The organism is Sinorhizobium sojae CCBAU 05684 (genome assembly GCF_002288525.1).
Lineage (GTDB): Bacteria > Pseudomonadota > Alphaproteobacteria > Rhizobiales > Rhizobiaceae > Sinorhizobium > Sinorhizobium sojae.
The window spans coordinates 1,497,741-1,514,897 of the sequence record NZ_CP023068.1 but is presented as its reverse complement, the minus strand read 5'-3'; the positions used below and the strand labels follow the sequence as shown (position 1 = coordinate 1,514,897).

13 protein-coding genes and 3 pseudogenes are annotated in these 17,157 nt (G+C 58.4%); 4 read left to right on the top strand and 12 right to left on the bottom strand.

From position 1 onward, the window contains the following. The first annotated feature begins 175 nt into the window (after positions 1–175). Positions 176–481 (top strand): hypothetical protein, encoded by a 306-nt coding sequence (locus tag SJ05684_RS24800; protein ID WP_034859407.1) that lies wholly within the window; start codon positions 176–178, stop codon positions 479–481. Positions 482–1,506: 1,025 nt separating this feature from the next. On the opposite strand, the gene SJ05684_RS24780 is transcribed toward SJ05684_RS24800, so the two are convergent. The 5 genes and pseudogenes from SJ05684_RS24780 to SJ05684_RS24765 form a co-directional block, all read right to left on the bottom strand. Then, on the bottom strand, positions 1,507–2,577 hold the full coding sequence (locus SJ05684_RS24780) for an NAD(P)/FAD-dependent oxidoreductase (RefSeq protein ID WP_157212036.1): 1,071 nt from the start codon (positions 2,575–2,577) through the stop codon (positions 1,507–1,509). 149 nt (positions 2,578–2,726) lie between these two features. Next, positions 2,727–4,281: pseudogene (gene tnpC / locus SJ05684_RS24775) on the bottom strand (IS66 family transposase). A 68-nt stretch (positions 4,282–4,349) separates the two neighbouring features. Then, positions 4,350–4,703, bottom strand: coding sequence for an IS66 family insertion sequence element accessory protein TnpB (gene tnpB / locus SJ05684_RS29810; RefSeq protein WP_037435302.1), 354 nt, complete (start codon positions 4,701–4,703; stop codon positions 4,350–4,352). Continuing rightward, the gene (locus SJ05684_RS29805; RefSeq protein WP_157747898.1) at positions 4,700–5,086 is read right to left on the bottom strand and encodes a transposase; all 387 of its coding nucleotides are present in this window, start codon (positions 5,084–5,086) and stop codon (positions 4,700–4,702) included. The genes tnpB and SJ05684_RS29805 overlap by 4 nt, the downstream gene beginning before the upstream one ends. Before the next feature lie 554 nt (positions 5,087–5,640). Further along, a complete protein-coding gene (locus SJ05684_RS24765) occupies positions 5,641–6,045 on the bottom strand; it encodes a hypothetical protein (RefSeq protein WP_034859720.1) in 405 nt (134 codons plus the stop codon). Positions 6,046–6,540: 495 nt separating this feature from the next. On the opposite strand from SJ05684_RS24765, the gene SJ05684_RS24760 reads away from it, so the two are divergent. Next, a complete protein-coding gene (locus SJ05684_RS24760) occupies positions 6,541–7,644 on the top strand; it encodes a hypothetical protein (protein ID WP_034859722.1) in 1,104 nt (367 codons plus the stop codon). A gap of 396 nt (positions 7,645–8,040) precedes the next feature. Here the strand turns inward: SJ05684_RS24760 and SJ05684_RS24755 are convergent, their stop codons facing one another. Together SJ05684_RS24755 and SJ05684_RS24750 are read right to left on the bottom strand one after the other, a co-directional pair. After that, positions 8,041–8,901 carry an ABC transporter substrate-binding protein gene (locus SJ05684_RS24755; RefSeq protein ID WP_157212050.1) on the bottom strand — a complete coding sequence of 287 codons (861 nt, stop codon included), beginning with the start codon at positions 8,899–8,901 and terminating at the stop codon, positions 8,041–8,043. Between the two features lie 438 nt (positions 8,902–9,339). After that, positions 9,340–9,846: a hypothetical protein gene (locus SJ05684_RS24750; protein WP_034859726.1), complete on the bottom strand. Its 507-nt coding sequence runs from the start codon at positions 9,844–9,846 to the stop codon at positions 9,340–9,342. A 579-nt stretch (positions 9,847–10,425) separates the two neighbouring features. Between SJ05684_RS24750 and SJ05684_RS30115 the strand changes: the two genes are divergently transcribed. Then, positions 10,426–10,635, top strand: a complete 210-nt coding sequence (locus SJ05684_RS30115; RefSeq protein WP_034859728.1) for a hypothetical protein — start codon at positions 10,426–10,428, stop codon at positions 10,633–10,635. Positions 10,636–10,856: 221 nt separating this feature from the next. Beyond that, positions 10,857–11,356: pseudogene (locus SJ05684_RS24735) on the top strand (IS66 family transposase); the annotation flags it as partial. A gap of 26 nt (positions 11,357–11,382) precedes the next feature. Here SJ05684_RS24735 and SJ05684_RS24725 read toward each other — a convergent pair. The 5 genes and pseudogenes from SJ05684_RS24725 to SJ05684_RS24710 form a co-directional block, all read right to left on the bottom strand. Continuing rightward, positions 11,383–12,264, bottom strand: a complete 882-nt coding sequence (locus SJ05684_RS24725; protein WP_095694367.1) for a TniQ family protein — start codon at positions 12,262–12,264, stop codon at positions 11,383–11,385. Beyond that, positions 12,242–13,123 (bottom strand): TniB family NTP-binding protein, encoded by an 882-nt coding sequence (locus SJ05684_RS24720; protein WP_034859561.1) that lies wholly within the window; start codon positions 13,121–13,123, stop codon positions 12,242–12,244. Before SJ05684_RS24720 ends, SJ05684_RS24725 begins: the two co-directional genes overlap by 23 nt. 6 nt (positions 13,124–13,129) lie before the next feature. Beyond that, complete coding sequence (locus tag SJ05684_RS24715; RefSeq protein WP_244938023.1) at positions 13,130–14,644, bottom strand: TnsB C-terminal domain-containing protein; 1,515 nt, start codon at positions 14,642–14,644, stop codon at positions 13,130–13,132. A gap of 316 nt (positions 14,645–14,960) precedes the next feature. Then, positions 14,961–15,070: pseudogene (locus tag SJ05684_RS31090) on the bottom strand (integrase); the annotation flags it as partial. Between the two features lie 510 nt (positions 15,071–15,580). Then, complete coding sequence (locus tag SJ05684_RS24710) at positions 15,581–17,140, bottom strand: B12-binding domain-containing radical SAM protein (RefSeq protein ID WP_083846270.1); 1,560 nt, start codon at positions 17,138–17,140, stop codon at positions 15,581–15,583. Positions 17,141–17,157 lie beyond the last annotated feature (17 nt).

Below are 17,157 nucleotides of genomic sequence, written 5' to 3'. Positions count from 1 at the left end.
AAGGCGTGAACATGGCGAGAAATTCTCGAGGAAGCCGCTGGTCGGAAAGTCCGCGGCTCAAGGCAGGAGCCGGTGACGGAAGGTTCAATTTTGCGTCGCGTTTGAACCCGGAGGCAAACACACCGGAACATTAGGCTGATTGACTCATCAAGTAAGGAAACGACGGAGAACGACGATGGCGAATAGATACGTCTTTAGGCTTAGCGAAGACAATTTCAGTGTAGTGGTGATCGACGAGCTTGGCCCGATAAATACCTGGTCCACCGATCCTGAAAATGTCTGCCTAATCTTTGAATCGGGCATTGTCGATGCAACTGGGAACAAATTCACGTGCCACACGGGGCCGCCGAACAACGCTACCGTGGTGACGCTTCATGGAGCAATATGGGATTCCGAAGTCGACGACAGCGGCGACGCCACTATCGAGCTCGGCGATGGGTGCACGCCGAGCCAGCGATGGACGCTCATTGAAAAGCAGTGAACCGCCGCATTCGTTGATCAATGAGGGCAGTTAGCGCACTCGCACGTTAGTTGATATCACATGAGTAGCGCATTTAGGTGTCGCTTGGCACGTAAATGTGAGAATGCGGCTGTTTCAGCCGGATGTGCCATTTAAAGATGAGAATCCGAGCGACCGGATTCTCAGATTAACTGCAACTGCGAAGACGCCATCGATCTGCATGTATGGGTCATGATCTCGTCAATAGCGCTGCTGAATCGTGCTTGGTTCTGACCCATCATTTTCGCACACAGCATTTTGAGCATCTCTGGTCCAGCGTCCAGCCCGCTCGACGATGGCTACTCCTGCCAGCAGAGCAGGTCGCAGATGCAGCGGCAGGATCGGACTTGCCGGTGCCGGCAGGTTCCTCCGTTCCATAGCGACGACACCATCGAGATCTGGAATGATTGCGCCGAGCACCCTGAATCCTGAATCGCCACGGTTCGTACCTTCGGGAAGGGGTCTCGGCACGCGTCGCATCAGCAGAAGGCGCGCGATTTCGGCCGGCGATGTCCAGGTTCGGACACCGCGCTCGGCTTCCTCGTCGAGGAGCCGTTCTCCTATGAGTGCGGCCTCATTGTAGCGCTGAAAGGCGAGGGGAGGCCCTGCCTGCCCGTGGGTCGGAGCAGGCCGCCACACAGTGGGCAGGTGATAAAAGGCGGTATGCGGTCGCTCGACTGATTTCGAGTTCGGTCGCAAGCAGTGCCACATCTCCGGCTGTCATCTTGCCAGTCCGGTGCTTCAGGAATTCCCGAATCGCGTCTGCGCCTCGGCACGCTGCCTCCCAAAGCGCTTGGTCGACCGCGTCGGGAAATGGGTACTCATGGCAGGAACACCGTCGATTATCTCGACCGCCTGATTCTCACATTAAGTGACAAAATCCAAGCCGCAATCTCAATTTAAGGTAAGCGGTGTGCCGCTCGCACCTGGGCGGGATAACTCCGGGATTGAGTGCTACGGTGACAATTTACCAGATGCGGACAGGCGCGCCTGCCTAAATGTGCATTCTAGTGAGAACGGCATGTAGCGTTTGCGTTTCGGCCTTCGAGTATCTCTTCTGAGGTCATGCGGCCTATCAGGGGTGCCAAAATGACACCGGGATGGCCGACTGCAAGATAGGGATTTCTGATCTCCGGGAGGAAACCGAGACGCGGTAAGCCGTCGGCAAAAACCGGACGATCTCCGATTTCCGCTCTTTTCAGCGCAACCTCGTCGGGCAAATCCAGCTCGTCCTTCATCACAGCCAGCATTTTCTCGCCTACGAGCCGAGGGCAATTCTCATCTCCGGTTTCCACGTAGGACTTCGCAACGAGCAAGGTGCTATCGCTGGTCTGCCTAATTTCCAGCCGGGGACCACGCAGGATATGGTTGATGATGGGGCGATCACACGCGTAACGGAGAAGCAAGGCCGGAGACGTCGTCAGGCCTGTTTGAATGCCAAGCCGATCAGTCAGCGTATGGACGCCAGCGCCCGCTGCCACAACAACGACGTCAGCGGCGATTTTCTCATCCCCTACCCGTACACCGGAGACCTTACCATTGACAGTGTCGATGGCACTGACGGCCGCGCCAAAACGCGTCGAGCCGCCAGCGGCGATTGCGGCAGTTACCAAGTCTCCAGCAAGCTGCATTGGGTCAAGAGCCAGATCATCTGGCGAGAAGGCAGCGAGGTCTGGGACTTGGCGGAGGCGTGGCTCCAATCCCTGTAAGGTGCTTCGTTGCAACAGTTCGACACTCTCCCCGGCGCTACGGTGAAGCTCTGCAAACTGCTCTGTTTCTTGTGATGTAGCCTCCCACAGCAGGGAGCCGAAACGAGCGCGGGAAAAGGCCGTTGGCAGAGCATATTTCAAATTCCGGTACTCAGCGACGGCCTCCCGCCAGAGGGCATAGCTTCTGTCGCCAGGCATTCCGTTAATGACGTTGACCCAGCCGAACGCTTTACCTGTTACGCCGGAACCAGGCATCGGCCCTTGATCCATGAGTAGGACGTCTGCACCCCGAATGGCTAGATTATAGGTGATCGCCGAACCGATGATCCCTGCGCCGATAACTACGATGCGCGGCCGATAGTGTGCCAAGAAAGGAGCTTGAATCGGACGGCTAGGCTGCGTCGATGACAACAGCGTGAAAGGAACGCAGACTTTCAGCGCATCAAGGAACGGGGACGTTCACTGTTGCTCGAAATCACCAGCTCGGCCTGCGTTACGACCGCAATAGGTCACAGCGGTCATTGGTGGCACTTGCAACATAGGGCCGGATGATTCCACGGTAAGAGTTCATCGATCCGGCTCTGCTTGTGGCCTTTGACGATGGCGGTGAGCGTGGCGGTCAGGTACGCTTGCGGATCGACTGCATTGAGTTTGCAGGTCTCAACGAGCGAGGCGATGGTCGCCCAGCTCTCAGCCCCTGCGTCATGCCCCGCGGAGAGTGAGTTCTTTCGATTGAGAGCTATCGGTCTGATGGTTCTTTCGACGCTGTTGTTGTCGATCTCGATGCGTCCGTCGGTCAGGAAGAGCTTCAGGCCCTCCCAGTATTTGGCGATGTAAGCAAGAGCCTCGCCGAGCGGCGATTTGGCAGCGATGCGGGCGCGGTGATGGGCGAGCCATGCTTCCATGTCTGTGACCAACGGGGCTGATCTCTCCTGCCTTCCGGCAAAGCGGGTTTGCGGATCGAGGCCACGCAATTCGGCCTCGATCCGATACAGCTCGCCAATCCGTTTGACGCCTTCCTCGGCAATCGGGGCGGCTCCGTTGCGGGTGATCTCCACCAGCTTGCGACGAGCGTGTGCCCAACAATAGGCAAGCCGGATGTCCGAGCCGACACGGTCAGGTGCGATCAGTCTGTTGTATCCGGCATAGCCGTCGACCTGCAGAATGCCCGAGAATCCCTGCAATATTCGCTCAGCATGCAGTCCGCCGCGACCGGGAGCATAGGTGAAGGCGACGCCTGGTGGAGCATCGCCGCTCCATGGTCGATCATCACGCGCCAGCGCCCAGAAGTATCCGGTCTTGGTTTTACGGGAGCCAGGATCGAGCACCGGAGCGCGGGTCTCGTCCATGAAGAGATTGGACGAGCGCTTCAGGTCGGTGATCAGCGCATCGAAGACGGGACGCAGCTCATAGGCTGCCCGACCGACCCAGTCGGCAAGCGTGGACCTGTCGAGGTCAATGCCTTGGCGGCTCATGATCTGCGCCTGCCGATAAAGGGGAAGATGATCGGCGTATTTGGAGACCAGGACATGCGCGACCGTGGCCTCCGTCGGCAGCCCTGCCTGGATCAAACGGGCCGGGGCCGAGGCCTGGACGACGCCGTCCGTGCAGGCGCGACACGCATATTTGGGGCGACGGGTAACGATGACGCGGAACTGCGCTGGGACCACATCCAGCCGCTCGGACACATCCTCGCCGATGCAATGCAGGCAACCGCCGCAGGCGCAGATCAGGCTTTCCGGCTCGATGACCTCTTCGATACGGGCAAGATGGCTGGGAAGTGAGCCGCGATTGGTCGTGCGTGGCTTGGAGGATCGTTTGCCCGGAGAAGTATCGGCCTCGTCCTCAGCCTGGACGGCCGCAATGGCCGTTTCCAAATCCTCCAGCGCCAGATCGAATTGATCGGGATTCGGTCTTCTCGGATTTGCGCCCGAAGGCTGCTTGCTTGAAGGCGGCAACCAGTCTTTCCAGTCGTTCGATCCGCTCGTCCTTGCGAACTTCACGCGCTTCCGCTGCGATCAGCATCGCCTTCAGGGCGGCAATGTCATCTGGCAGGTCGACGGCGTTCAGCATGCGCCGGGTCTATCAAATTCGGCCTCGGCTTACCTCTGCAATGTACCACCCGAGTCATCGTGACGCAGTTACTCGATGGCCTCTGGCGCTCTCGTCTCGACAGCGCGGACGCGACGCCAGTCCAGGCCCGCAAACAGGGCCTCGAACTGGGCATGGCTCAACGTCATCAAGCCGTCCTTGATGCCGGGCCAGGTGAACGTGTGTTCTTCCAGTCGCTTGTAGGCCATCACCATGCCGCTGCCATCCCAGTAGATCAGCTTCAAGCGATCTGCCTTGCGCGACCGGAAGACGAAGACCGTTCCAGTGAACGGGTCCTTGCGCAGCTCGTTCTTCACCAACGCTGCCAACCCGTCATGGCCCTTGCGGAAGTCCACAGGCTTGGTCGCCACCATGATCCGCACGCGGTTGGACGGAAAGATCATGCCGAGGCCGCCAACGCACGCGCAACCGCAGCGATCCGGGCTGCCGATGCGCCTTCCTCCAGGCGGATCATGACCGGACCGACGATAATCTCGGGACGGCTGACTTCTATAATCGGCGGCACGGCATCACACGTCTCGACAACCATCGCCGCGAATTCCGCCGCATCCTCGGGCGGGGGCAAAACCAGCTTGCCCTGCCGCGCCATCGTGCGCCATGACGACAGGTGGTTCGGCTTCAGCCCATAACGTTCCGCCACCTCGTTCACCGTCACGCCCGGCCGCAAACTCTCCGAGACGATCCGCGCCTTGACCTCCTCTGGCCATTGCCGATGACGTGCACCCGCAGCCTTGGCGGTTGTGAGAACCTCCAACGTAGTCTCCATGGAGAAACTCCCTTCGTTCTTCCATGGAAAGCCGATCACAGATCACGGCAGGCAGGGCAACGTGGAGGCTAAACACCGGTTACAATTTAAGTGGCCATTCTCAAATTAATTGCCATGCCAAGCATATGAAATCATTGGCACAGGAGTCTCGCAATCAAATGCAAAGCGACACTATCAACTCTTCGCGTATGGTCAGAAGTATCTCGGCGGTGCGGGCGACATGTTCCTGGTCTACCCTGCGGTGAGCGGCTTTCCCAAATTTAGCGAGCCATTCAAGCTTTCAGAAGACTTGCGCTTGCATGTCCTGCCATTCGACATGGAGAGGCGGCACGCGGCTTACGCTTTCCTCCCGTAGCTGCAGGCAGTGGCTTTCACGGTCCATGTGCGCTGGAACGTGGCGGTATGACTGTCGCCGCTCATGAGGCGCCAAAATTTGCCCTAGCCAGCTCTCCAGATCGATCGTAAGCGGTAGGGCACCCCACGTATCTTTAAGGCGGCTGAACGCGCATCCTGTCCGGTGAACCGGGGAGCGCTCCATGCGACAAGTAAACAAATCAGGAAGGCGAGGTCGCATTTATGAGGACGTATAAGTTGAAGGCCCCGAAAATAATCCCGAACAGAAATATCCCACTCCAATAAAGGATCTGGCCAAGAACTCGGCGCCAGAACCCTAATTCTTTAGTCGGCAGCACGAACTGGTTCTGGAGCACGGTGATCATGTAGGCAAGGAAGACGCCGCCGAGGGCACCAGCGAGCAGGTAGATGAATATGCAGGCAAGGAGCGGCGTTATCCACATCACGCCAAACGAATCTTCCGGCGCGGCATCCCAATCTATCTGCCGAAGGGTGTAAAATAAGCCAGCATATAGAAAGCCGAGGCGCGTAAAGACGCCTACGATGTCGGACCAATACTTGAGCTGGACGAAGCCTTCTTCCGGGCTCTCGATGCGTTTGAACATGATCCCTCCCTCCAACGACCAATCCAATCATGATCGAAGTCGGGTAGTTGTAAAGCGGGCGTCTAGAGCCGCGTGCGCTGCCATGGGCTGTGGGAGGACCAGTCCGGACACGCAGGTCACCTTCTGGCTCCTGCGTTCCCCTTATGTGCTCAAAAGATCGCATAATATATCAACTGGTACAGATGAGGTTATCAGCTAGGCTCTCCGCTTCATGCGCATGCTAGGGCGCATGAGCTTGCGATGACGCGGGGGTGGGGTGAGTCCGTGCGCCTCGTGCGACTAACCCATTTGTGCAGCTTTTGCAGTTTGGTCGTGTGACTTACGATCTTCGCGCGAAATCTGCGGAGACGGGGCTAGGCGCTATCACGGGGGGCGCGTCGAGGTCTAAGTGCGAAACGCCGAGGTCATTCGATTCTGAGAGTGAGCAGCGCGATTGAGACCTTTCACGCTATGCAAAGCTGGATAATAATGCGTCTTTCTAAGGGGAGCAGCGGAATGTCGGACCAGGATGATCCAGATGCGACAAAGCCGGTTCCTGGACCGCCAGTCGAACCGTTAAAGGATGGGCCGTTACCGGAGTCACCGGAGCAAAAACTGTCGGGTTCAGGCTCTAAGCCAAAGCAAAAGGCCGAAAGAAGATCAGCGCCACGCAACACGGTTAGCCGCTACATACCGGTTTATATACTCGCGCTGATCACCTTGCTCATCGCCGTGATCCTCGCGACCCTCCCAGCCTTTTTCGATTGGGCGCGGTTCCTCTATGACAGCCAGCCCTATGTTCAGACGCTCTTCATACTCTTGAGCTTGTCGGTTGCCCTCGTGACTTTCGGAGTGGTCGGTGACTCGACAGGCTCAGTGACAACGACCTGGTTTCAACTGGGGGGTTCTGTCGCAGGCGCCTTTATATTCTACTGGACTTTAAGCGATGCACTTAATCCGTACCAGAACAAGCTTCTTGTCATCAATCCCGCTGACGCTCCGCAGCCCGCGCCCCAGGAATTCGACTTGATCGTGGGCATCAAGGAAATCAACCAGAATGTCCCTACCAATCAGCGTCAAGCGAGAGTTTTGATACCCAAGTCAGCTGAGCTTTTCACAGTGCGAATACCCAGCACTGACGGCAGGACCTGGCGAATTGCTTCAGTGACGCCGGACGAGTGCTATTCGAATGGCTATTTTGTGGCGTCCTGCGAGAGCAGTTTCGGTGACGTCCAAATCAACGTCGTTGGCGAGAAATGTGTGTCTTCGCTCTCCATGTCCATAGGATTTCAACGGCAGACGACATTGCGATCCATGATCGGCGAATTTGTAAAAGCGGCGCGGGGTCCTGTCCTTCGCTTGCCGCTTGAGGCGCACTACGAAACCTCGGTAGGCGACTCCGAAATATTGCCTGCGGGCTTTGAAAATTCCCTAATAAACGTAGAAGGGTACCCTGATGGTAATGTAGACTTCTGCTTTCATCTCGCATCGATTGAAGGGGTTTACAATGAGCAGAATACACAGCGGATTGAGCTCTATGCCGATTGCAGAAATGTATATGCAGTTCCGGCCGCAGCGTATCCGCAGCGATCGGCGCAGGATATCTGCGCCGGTCGATAAGAAAAGCCTGCTTGAATGGTTCGCGGGCGTTTCCCTTAGCGCGGCTTTATGCATGCAATCTGAGTTCGCATTAGCGGCGAGTTGCAATACATCATCCGGAAGTTTATGCGAGTTGTCGTGCAGTTCGGGGACACCCGTTGCGACGTGCTCGGGCGAAAGTACGACCTGCGCGCTCTCTTGCAGTGCTACCTCAAATCAGCTTCTTGCCAATGTGATTAACTCGGTGCGTAGAGTCACCGGGGACAGAATCTCCGCACAAGCAGCCGAGAATTTCGCAACTGGCGAATTGTCAAACGCACTATCGGAACTTCGCCGCACCGAGGGACCGCAACAATTTACTATTGAGGGAACGACCCTCTTTATCGATGTTGGTGAAACTGCCCGTTGAACTAGCCGCTAGTTAGATGTTCGCACGTGGGCCCATTTGATGCCGTACCAATCGAATTGTACGGATTGAACGCGGCCAGGACGTCCTGCAAATATTCCGCCGGGTGCGAGAATCGCTGGAATTCGCTCGCCAGCCAAGCGTTCCACGAATTGCATCGTCTCGTCCCCCTTGTCAGCATATCCCTCTGTCCAAGCCCACAACAAGTCAGCCTGACCCGACGATAGCGAATTTACCTGAACTGACTTGTCTCTAACATTGACCAGAGTAATTCGCTCGGCGGTTCCCGTCATCTCGGTTTCCGTCCATCCCCACCAATCAGTGTTTCGCTCAAATATGGCCCGATAGTCTTGTTGTATGTCCATGAGCCGGTAAGCACCGGTTCCTGGCGGAGAAGCGCCGCGATCACCATCTACCCAGCTCCGCGGTATGACAGGCAGATATATTAGCCAGGCGGCGAGAGGCGTTTGATCGTTTTCCGCGATCACCTGAATTGTATGGTCGTCGACAACGTCGATGCGGAGACCAGGAAAAGAGCCTTGGTCCTGAGCATGGCGAAGGGAAGCAGCAACATCGGCCGAGCTCAAGGCGTCGCCATTTGTAAACCTGCACTCCCGCAACCGGAGCAGTAAACCCACGCCATTATATTCCCACGAAACAGCCAATGCGGGCACGAGGTTTAGGTTGTTGTCGACGCCGACCAACGCCTCATAGACATTGTTGCGCCACATCACATCCCCTGCGTCGCCCCATTCATTAGGCTCCCTCGAGTCCAATCTGGCCGGCGCAGCAATGACCAATTCTTGGCCAAAAGCCGCGGGGGCGTTTAACCATCCAAGACTGAAGACCAGCCCATAGAAAGCCGATTTCATACACAAGGCGCTCCAAAGCATTTTCGATTTTTCTCTAGTATGCATAGTTCCCGCCCGCACTCTAGGATTTGCATCCACGAACCCGCCCTGTCAGTTCAGCCGGATCGGACTCGTCGGGCTAATGGCGAACAAACCTCGAGCCATTCTCGGGGCGCACGATCGCAAGCCAAGCCCGCTGCCGGCAAAGGATCGGTCAGCTCTGAACGTCCGCTTTGGGCCCGCCCGACATCGTTCTCTTCAAGGGCGGCGGCTCGGTTATGAGCGTTGTCGACGCGCCTTCGGGTGCTACGTGCTCGGATGGCACTTGATGGGGTAAGCTGGGTATCTTCCATCGAGATGTCCAAAGTCTGTTGAGATGTTCACGGTACCGCCCGCCCCCTGATCTTCTTGAACGGGGGATCCCGCAGCTTTCCGGAATTCGATCTCGGCGACGAGCATTTAGGCCCTTGCGAGATATTTTCCCGCTACATGCCGTGCCATACTGTAGTGATCATCCAAGTGGAGGCCCATTTTCCCAACGAAATCAAGCACTTTGATTAAGCAATCGGCTATCTGCCTAGCAAGGTAGTCCAACTGGGCATCCATTCTGCCAACGTCCATGCCGCTCGCCAACGACCGCTGTTCAAAGGCACTATTCCATTGACGCTGATAATTCTCCATAGCGCGTGTTAATGTCTCAATGTATTCGCGATCGCCGCCGCTGAGCGTTTCGCATAGCGTCTGATAAGTTACAGTCTGGTAGGTGGCGCCAGTCTTACGCGACTTAGCAACAAAGGCCTTTTGTTCTGGACTGTCGATGTAAACAAAATCCGGTGGAGGAACGTGCGGCGCAGTTGGCTCTTTTTTTGCCACAACATCTGCAAATCCGCGAAAAATCTTATCAAACGCGCCCACCGCATCCGAGGCCATCTTTGCGATTACCGTTGCTGTTGCTAGGTCTATCATTGCGTCCTCCCCGTGACGACTACCAGCAAGTGAACAACGTTGTCGCTTCACACGTCAACTGAATTCCGTCTGACTAAGTTTGCCGCCGTATGCAATTTCGTTATTTGCTCGCCGAACGCTTCCTGAGGGCACGAGTGGGTCTCAACCCACTGTGTCCCCTACGGCCAGTGCTCCCAGTCGGCGAGCTTCGATCAGACTCTTCGTGAGTTCGATGCGCATGATGCGCTCACCGAGGCGGAACAGCAAGATCACGTTGCGGTCCGGGCCTGAGGCCGCCACGTCGCCGAGCGCCGGAAGCGGGATGTGGACTCCCTAGTCGAGTCGCATGCCGAGTCATGAGCTTGATGCAGCGCGAACGGAGACAGCAACAGACACATCTGGAAACTTAACCACAGCAATTCATAGTCCAAATTGACTATGTGACGATGTGCCGTAACTCTGGTATTTTAGGCGACCTGGAATTGCCAATGGAACATACAATATGTCGCACCCAGCGGTGGGAGTTTAACTACACCCGGCCGTGCTAACCGTGACGTCATACACTTTTTCAAAGCGCTAGTTCATCTGCATGGAGTGACCATGGCTTTTGTTACTCTTACCCGCCCCGACAATTCGAGCATCGCAATCCGGATTGAGGAAATCCTTCATTTTGCACCGGTGCCTAGTTCGGGATCGCTATCGGGCGCACTGAGCAAAGGCACTAGGATCGTTTTCAAAAACAACAGCATTCAAGACGTCGTCGAGTTAATCGACGATGTGCTCGCGAAAATAAATGAGGCGTCGGTTTGATTCTGAAGAATCAAATCAAATTAATGCAATCTGTCGGGCGGATGATCAAAATGTAATCCGTTTTGGTGTGTTCCCTGCGACAAATTCCTGAGGAGGGGAAGCGAGCGCTCAAATGATCCCGATCAGTTCCGGGGTGCGATGGTCGCCCCTGGGGAGATGAGACGCCGCCCGCCGTCTCCTACTTCTACAGTCCGGATCGCAAGGGTGAGCATCCGAAAGCCCACCTCGCAGACTTCTCGGGCGTCTTGCATGCCGATGGCTATGCCGGGTTCCGCGACCTCTATGAAGCAACCCAACCCGATAAACCCGCCGCCATCCAGGAGGCGGCCTGTGGGCGCATGTCCGCCGCAAGTTCTACGATTTGACCACCAGCCCCGGAACGCATCCGATCGCCGAGGAAACGCTCGTTCGGATCGGCGAACTCTACGACATCGAGAATGCCATCCGCGGAGCGCCGCCGGACAGGCGCAAGACCATCCGCCAGCGTCAGGCCAAACCGAAGATCGAGGCGCTCCGGCGGTGGTGGGACAAGATGAACGGAACTGCCGCGCTCGAGCAGCACGGCGGAGGCGATCCGCTATGCGATTACCCGCTGCGCGTCGCTTTGCCGCTTCCTCGACGACGGCACCTCGAGATCGACAACAACGCCGCCGAGCGGGCGATCTGTCGCTTGGCACGTAAACGTGAGAATGCGGCTGTTTCAGCCGGATGTGGCATTTAAAGATGAGAATCCGACGGGCGGGATTCTCAAATTAACTGCAACTGCGAAGACGCCACCGAACGGCATGTATGGGTCATGATCTCGTCGATAGCGCTGCTGAATCGTGCTTGGTTCTGACCCATCATTTTCGCACGCAGCATTTTGAGCATCTCTGGTCCAGCCCGCTCGACGATAGCTACTCCTGCCAGCAGAGCAGGTCGCAGATGCAGCGGCAGGATCGGACTTGCTGGAGTAGGCAGGTTCCTCCGTTCCGTAGCGACGACACCATCGAGATCTGGAATGATTGTGCCGAGCACCCTGAATCGCCACGGTTCGTACTCACGGGGAAGGGGTCTCGGCACGCGTCGCATCAGCAGAAGGCGCGCGATTTCGGCCGGCGATGTCCAGGTTCGGATACCGCGCTCGGCTTCATCGTCGAGGAGCCGTTCTCCTATGAGCGCGGCCCCTTTATAGCGGTCGAAAGGAGAGGGGCGATCATGCCCTCCTGCGCGCTCGAGCAGGTCGCCGCAAAGCGGACAGGTGATGCGCCAGCCGAGAAACTGGCTGCGAAGGAGAGGCCTCGGTTCGTGGTCACCCGAATGACAGGCACAGGACTGTAGCGGTCTGGCTGCAATCAGGCGTCGCGATGCTGGCGCCACATTCGAAAAGGTCATGCGGCGCAGGGTGGCCGGTTCGGTGGAGAAGATGCCGGCGAGGCGGGTGACCTGAGTAGCGGTCAGATTGCGATCGGCCGAGCGCAAAGACGACACCTCGGGAAGACAATGCCGCAGCATACCAAGTGGCGGGATCGCATAGAAGGAAGCATGCCGGCTGATCCACGACGACAAGAGCTCGTCGGCGTGGGGCGCCAAGATTACCGGCAATTGCCGCGAGGATGTTCCCGCGTCATGCGAAGGCTGCCTCGGCATCAAACTCCGGCTCCCACTTCTCGATCGCTTCGTTGGTAATCTGCTCGCGTCCGCTTTCGATGGCCTCAATGGCGAGGGTGTTGATGGTGTGGAAAATGTTGGCGGTAATGCCCTCGGTGATCTGCAGCATCCGCCGCAGCGATTTTGCAGTTAACACCGAGGACTGCCGCAATGGAGTGTTGCGCAAGATTGACACGACCAGAGTTTCGAACTGTTCGTTTGCAGCCCAGCGGCTCAACGTGAATTGCTCGAACCGGCGGGCCAGTTGCACGTCGCCGCTAATGGCTTCCCGCGCCTCGTTGACGCCGAAGCAAACGAGTGAGATCCGCAGACGATTGCTAAGAAAGCGCAGAGTGTTGAGAACGATGCGCTGCTCACGATAGGTTCCGGCGAGAATGTTGTGCACCTCGTCGATCACCAGCGCCTGCACGCCGATCGCTTCCATGATCCGCAATGCAGCCTGCTCCATCTGGGCGATATCGGCCCGCGGCCGCTGGGGTGCGCCGAGCAGGGTCAGCAGTTCGGCGTAAAACCGCCGTTCGCCGGGCCGGCTGGTCATCTCCATCGCCAAAACCGGTGTCTTCAGTGTTCCCGTCAGCGAATTGAACGTTGGCGGATGCTGGTCGCGGAAGCGCTTCATGATCATCGTCTTGCCCATGCCGCTGTCGCCATAGATAGCGACGGAAGGCATCCGCGTTCCTCGTGGATGATCGAGGAGCCGGTTCAGCCGATCGAGCGCCTGCTTGGCGCGCGGGTAGAGCACCCAGCGGCGCGATCGTATCGCACGAATGCGTTGCTCGTCCGTTTCAGCAAGCAGCGCTGCGGCGCTCGCGGTCAGGTGGGAGATTTCGTTGTTCATGCCAGCTCACTCCGTGTCCTCGACAAAGGGCACAGGTTTGCTGGAGTCGATTCCCCGAAGCGAGCCCCATCCGCGGTCATCCACGTTCGTTTTTGGCTTTCCTGCACCGCCGCGTCGTACGGCTGCCGTCTTCTTGGTTGCTGCATCCACCAGTTGGCGCTGCGCGATTGCCGTGCCGACGATGGCGCGGGTATTGATTTCCTGTCGCCCTTTCGCCAGCAGTGTGCGTCGCGCCGCCACGGCCTCATGAAGTGTCACCGAAGGCAGGGTCAAATCAGCATAGCGGGCTTCCACGAAATTGCCCGAAGGTCGCCGTACGAAGATACGGGCCATGTCCCGAGGGTCGTATTTGACGAGCAGGCGACGGTTCGAGCGACCGACGTCGGCGCTGAGCGCAGCTGACCAGTAGCGCAGGCCAAACAGATGAATACCGTTTGGCCGCAATGTGCGCTCCTGTTCGGGCAGGAACGCCAGCCAGAAACGCATTCGATCCTGCGGCAGTCGCAGCGGAATCTCGCCCTCGTGCTCCCGCCAGACGGCAATTGGCGGGCGGCCCAAGCTGCTGTGGATCGACTGATGATAGGAGCCGACAATGTCGAGGACGATGTAGCGCTCGAGTTCGCGCAAAGTGAGCGCCGAATGCCGCTTGGAATCGTATTCGCCAAGCTCCTGCGCACTGCTGAAAGTCGTGCCGGGCAGCAGGTGGAGTTTTCCCATCTGGGTGCCGATCAGACGCTCGATATGGCCACCGAAGCGCGGCTCAGCCGGCGGTCGCCATGCGATCGCAATGCCTGCATCCTGGCACCCTCTCTTGAAAGCACGGCTCCTGAAGTCGGCGCCGTTGTCGACGTGCAGCGTCTCCGGCAGACCGGCGACGGGCCAAGGTTCGGTGATCTCGCGCTCCCGCAACCAGGCCGATTTGTCGAAGACTGAGTGCAGCAGGCACAGACTGGTCGACAGCCGGGAGGGCGCATCCATCGTCAGGTAAAATCCCGTCACCATGCGGCTGCAGACATCCATCGCCAGTGTCAGCCAGGGCCGGCCGATCGGCTGCCGGGTCTCCTCGTCGACGACAAAGATGTCCGCCTTCGTATGGTCGACCTGAACGACCTGCAAAGGCCGGGAGGCGGCAAACACCCCAGGAACGGCCTGTGTCTGCTTCACGATCTCGGTTTCGCCGCGTCGTTTGGCGCGCTTCTGCAGATCGATCTCCTCGAGACGAGCCTTGATCGTTCGGCGATGCGGCGGCTTGAGCCCGGCCGACATGCAGTTCGTCTGCACATCCCGGACCAGCTGCGAAACTGTCGGCCGGTTTCGTGTCAGGTAGTATCTGTTGATCGTCGTGCGGATGATCTCTTCCCGCTGGTCATCCAGTACCCGGTGGCCCTGCGGTCGACCGCGCTTGCGATCCACCAACGACATGACCGTGCCACCGGCTCGAAACAGCTTGATAAGGCGATACGCGGTCGCTCGACTGACTTCGAGCTCGGTCGCAAGCAGTGCCACATCTCCGGCTGTCATCTTGCCAGTCCGGTGTTTCAGAAATTCCCGAATCGCGTCTGCGCGTCGGCACGCTTCATCCCAAAGCGCTTCATCGACTTCATCGGGAAGTGGGTCACTCATTGCAGGAACACCGTCGATTATCTCGACTGCCTGATTCTCACATTAAGTGACAAAAACCAAGTCGCATTCTCAAATTTAGGGCCGATTCTCAAATTAAGTGTCGTGGCAACGTATTGAAATCATTGGCGCGGAAATCTCATAATTTAATGGCAAATGACACTCGGCCCTCGATTTTGACGTTACGCTTTCACGGGCGGAGGAAGGGGAGGGGCTTTCAAAGCCCGGATGCCTTGGTGAGGTTGATCTGGAAGCGGTCGCGCCGGCGCTGGTATTTGGCCACGCTGGCATGGCCGAGTTCTTGACATAACGCTCGTCGACCGTTGCTGGCCCGAAATTGCCCGAGCTGCCGTTGATGTTTGAACTGCAATCGCCTTGGCAAAGTGGCTCCACTGAAATCGTTAGCGGAAAATCGTGCGGTGTTTATCGTCTAAACCAAACCGACATATGACAATTTCCGGTTTGAAGCGGCAAAGCAAAACCCACAATGGTAGACCTTGACTCCCGCGAAGGCAGCTTCGATGGCGACAAGATGACGCAAATGTTCCAAGGCGCTGGCGACACCTTGATGATCCGATCGCTCCACAATGTGACGCGCCACTCCTTGCAAGAGTAAAGCCTTGTTCCTCCTCATTCCGGAGCAACCCGTGCGGGCCTCGGGACAGCCTCCCCAGTATCAGTTGCGAGTAGCAAAACCCCGCGGAGATCGCGTGATCCGGCACACCTATTTGGGATCCATGACAGGATGCCTCAGCCGCTCGGCCGCTTCGATAGCCTGCAGTCTGTCCCGCGCCGCGGCCTGATGCCGTGCCCGATCGATCGCGCGGCCATGCACGGCTACCGCGCCACCGTCGTCGCCGCGGACGTCGCGGCCATCTCGATCAGGGCCAGTCGGCCGATGGTCTGGTCCCGCATCGCCTTAGCGCGGGTCTGCAGCCGGTCGGCCTCATCGCGCCACGCGGCGCTTTCGTCCGGCAAAAGCGCATCGCAGACGCCGATGACCTCGCGGAAGAAATCGATCGCGAAGCGATGCAACGCCCCGCCAAGCTCTGCCGCGCTGTCGCGTGGCACAGGTGTCTCGGCGTCAATTTTGCGGCAATATTGCTCCAACTTCGCGATATCGGCCAGCGCGCCGGTCAAGAGATCGAAGGCCCAGCCGACGCGCGCATCGCTGAAGTCGTAACGATAGCCATCCCACGCGCCCTTGAGCCGCCCGCGCGCCTGCAGATCGCGCTCGGCCGGTGTGCCGGGCAGCACATCCAGCCGGCTGGTCAGCTGGCTGATCTGATAAAGATCGCCATATTGCGCGATCAGTTCGATATTGGCGATCAGCTCTTCGGGCGTGGTGTCGGGATCGAACAGGATGCAGCCAAGGTTGATCGTTTCGGGCCGGTGGCGCATCAGCACATCCAGCGCGCGGTGATTGACCTCGATCGGTGAGTTCTTACCAAGCCGGCGCAGTTGGGACGGCGACCAAGTCTCCATCCCGATGCAGATCCTGTCCATCCCCGCCCCCAACAGCCGCGCCATGATATCGTCATTGATGACTTCGGCCCGCATCGCGGCGAAGAACCGATAGCCGCGCGCGCCGCGCGTCTCGATGCCCTCGCAAATCTCGCGGGCGCGCCTTTGCCCGCGCGTGCCGGGGCCGACGAAATTGTCGTCGAGGATGCGGAATTTCGACACGCCGTGATCGGACCAGAGCGCGTCAAGCTCGGCAAGGACATATTTGGCGCTTTGCCCTCGCCAGAGCGAGCCCTCGGCAAGCCGGGGAAAGACCTGGCTGGTGCAAAAGGTGCATTTCGCCCAGCAGCCACGGCTGGTGATGAGGGTCGGTTGCAGGCCGACCGCGTCGAGATCGGGCAAGAGATCGCGGGCGGGAAAGGGCAGGCTGTCCAGATCCGGCACCATCCGCGGCAAAGGCTGTGAGCGCGCCTGCCCCTCGACAAGGCAAGTCACGCCCTTGACGGCCCGCCAGTCCGTCCCGGCCTCGATATGGCGGATCAGCTCGGGCAGGGCTTCTTCGGCCTCGCCGCGTAAGACACAGTCGACGCGCGGGATCTGGCGCAAAAGCGCCTCTGCCGCGAAGGTCGGCAGCGCCCCGCCTGCCAGGACAAAGGCGTCCGGGCAGACCCGGTCGATGGCGGCGACGATGTCGGTCATCGCGGCAACCTGCGCCCCTCCGGTCAACGAGATCCCGGCAAGGGCTGCGCCCTCCAGCACAGTTTCCAGCGCCGCCGCCCGCTGATCGGGCAACAGAAGGCCAAGATCGCGCAGCGCCACCTCATGCCCCTCGGCCCGAAGCACCGAGGCCAGCGCGAGAATGCCCATCGGCTCTCCACTGACGCCAAGGGGATGGGCGCTTTCGGGCGCGGGGTTGAGCAGAGCGATCCTCATCTCAGTGCCCTTCGCAA